Source organism: Candidatus Phytoplasma palmae (assembly GCF_046896035.1).
GTDB classification, from domain to species: domain Bacteria; phylum Bacillota_I; class Bacilli_A; order Acholeplasmatales; family Acholeplasmataceae; genus Phytoplasma; species Phytoplasma palmae.
The window spans coordinates 1-1,258 of the sequence record NZ_JBIPDD010000034.1 but is presented as its reverse complement, the minus strand read 5'-3'; the positions used below and the strand labels follow the sequence as shown (position 1 = coordinate 1,258).

At 24.8% G+C, this 1,258-nt stretch carries 1 protein-coding gene and 1 pseudogene; both read right to left on the bottom strand.

The features are described from left to right. Positions 1-518: 518 nt before the first annotated feature. Positions 519-683 (bottom strand): YneF family protein, encoded by a 165-nt coding sequence (locus tag ACHMP6_RS01855; protein WP_412097826.1) that lies wholly within the window; start codon positions 681-683, stop codon positions 519-521. 92 nt (positions 684-775) lie between these two features. Next, a pseudogene (locus ACHMP6_RS01850) lies at positions 776-1,144 on the bottom strand (RsmD family RNA methyltransferase); the annotation flags it as partial. Positions 1,145-1,258: the final 114 nt, after the last annotated feature.

The following is a 1,258-nucleotide window of genomic DNA, read 5'->3' as shown; positions in this document are numbered from 1 at the left end:
ATTCTGCTTTTTCCTTACTTCCACAGACTATTCTGTGTTTTTCTACAGAGAAATATTTTCTCTGAGAGAAGTTTAGGAAGATCGAAGTTACTCTAATTATTTACGCGACTCATTTAGGTATGCAGACCTTTTTTGATCTTCAATCTATATAACATTGAAGATCAAATTTTTTTTATATATACAGGTAGGTTCAAAGTTAGGTTATCAAAAACCCTAAGATGTTTTTTGTTAAAAACATTGATAATTTTGAAAACCAAATATTAAATTTTCAAATAACTTTGAAAAACAGTTACAATTCATTTCTGTTTGGTAATATAATTACCCCGTTTATTGCATTTAGCCTTTTTTGAATAAGGTTATCCGTGTGAGTCATTCTTCTGGCGTGATCTTTTTGGATATGAATTTCTCCTCAACCCGCTTTTATTCTTTGCTGTAACTTTTGATTCTTTCGTTTCAAAAGCCAAGAATATGAAGGAACATATCATCATAATGTTCGTGATTCGTGAAATCACTTATAATTAGGCACCATTTCGCGCCCTAAACATTTCTTTAATTTGTCTTTCAGTTATGGGAGGATTTTTTTCTAAATATTTTTTAAACCAAAAAAAAACTCCTAAAGCACCTGATAAAAGACCTATTATTAATCCTGAAAAAAATAAAATAAAATTCATTATTTCATTCATATAAAAAAATTATTACTCCTTTGATAAAATAAAATCATTTTATTTTCAAACTTATTATAACTAAAATAAAAACTAATTTATAGTGATTAAAATTATATTTTTTTATAATAAATAATTCTTTTACTTCCGTATTTTTTATTTTTCATTAAAAAAAATCCATTATTTTTTTCAGAAACTAAACTTTTATGATAGGTTTCATAAATTACTAAACCTTCTTTTTTAACTAAATTATTTATGTTTTTAAACAAAGAATCTTCTAAATTAAAAAAATAAGGAGGATCTAAAATAATAAGATCAAAAATAATATTTTGTTTTAGAAACTTTCTAATCATATGAAAAGCATTACCATAAAAAATTTTTACTTTTTCATCGCATAAATTTAATTTTTTTTTATTTTTTTTAATTGTTTGAAAAGCGGAAAATAAATTATCCACAAAATAAACTAATTTAGCATTTCTACTTAAAGCATCGAGATAGAATTAAACCGTTTTTCTATTACTAGATATTAATCTAAGCCCCTCACACCACCGAACAAGCAAGTTTCCAAGCATTCGGCGGTTAAATAAGTTACCTTT